Genomic DNA, 758 nt, shown 5'->3' on the forward strand with positions numbered 1-758 from the left:
GAAGAGTTATTAGAACTAGTAGAAATGGAAGTAAGAGATTTATTAACAGAATATGATTTCCCAGGAGATGATACTCCAATAATAAGAGGATCAGCATTAATGGCATTAGAAGATCCAAAGAGCGAATGGGGAAATAAAATAGTAGAATTATTTGAGCAAATAGATGAATATATACCAGCACCAGAAAGAGATACTGACAAACCATTCTTAATGCCAGTAGAAGACGTATTCTCAATCACAGGAAGAGGAACAGTTGCAACAGGAAGAGTGGAAAGAGGAGTATTAAAAGTACAAGACGAAGTAGAATTAGTAGGATTAACAGAAGCACCAAGAAAAGTAGTAGTAACAGGAGTAGAAATGTTCAGAAAATTATTAGACCAAGCACAAGCAGGGGATAATATAGGAGCATTATTAAGAGGAGTACAAAGAAACGAAATAGAAAGAGGACAAGTACTAGCAAAAACTGGATCAGTAAAAGCACACACAAAATTTACTGCAGAAGTATATGTACTTAAAAAAGAAGAAGGTGGAAGACATACACCATTCTTTGATGGATATAGACCACAATTCTATTTCAGAACAACAGATGTAACAGGAGCTTGTAAGTTACCAGATGGAATAGAAATGGTAATGCCTGGAGATAACGTAACAATGGAAGTAGACTTAATAAACTCAATAGTTGTAGAAGAAGGATTAAGATTCTCAATAAGAGAAGGTGGAAGAACAGTAGCTTCAGGAGTTGTTGCTACAATAATCGA

At 35.0% G+C, this 758-nt stretch carries 1 protein-coding gene; it reads left to right on the forward strand.

Features of this window, described 5'->3' with window-relative positions; translation table 11 throughout:
• Positions 1–758, forward strand: a 758-nt coding sequence (locus tag KGF46_RS19705) for an EF-Tu/IF-2/RF-3 family GTPase (protein WP_255615544.1), incomplete at both ends; no start/stop codon positions are given.

Source organism: Clostridioides sp. ZZV14-6153 (assembly GCF_020657855.1).
Taxonomy (GTDB): domain Bacteria; phylum Bacillota; class Clostridia; order Peptostreptococcales; family Peptostreptococcaceae; genus Clostridioides.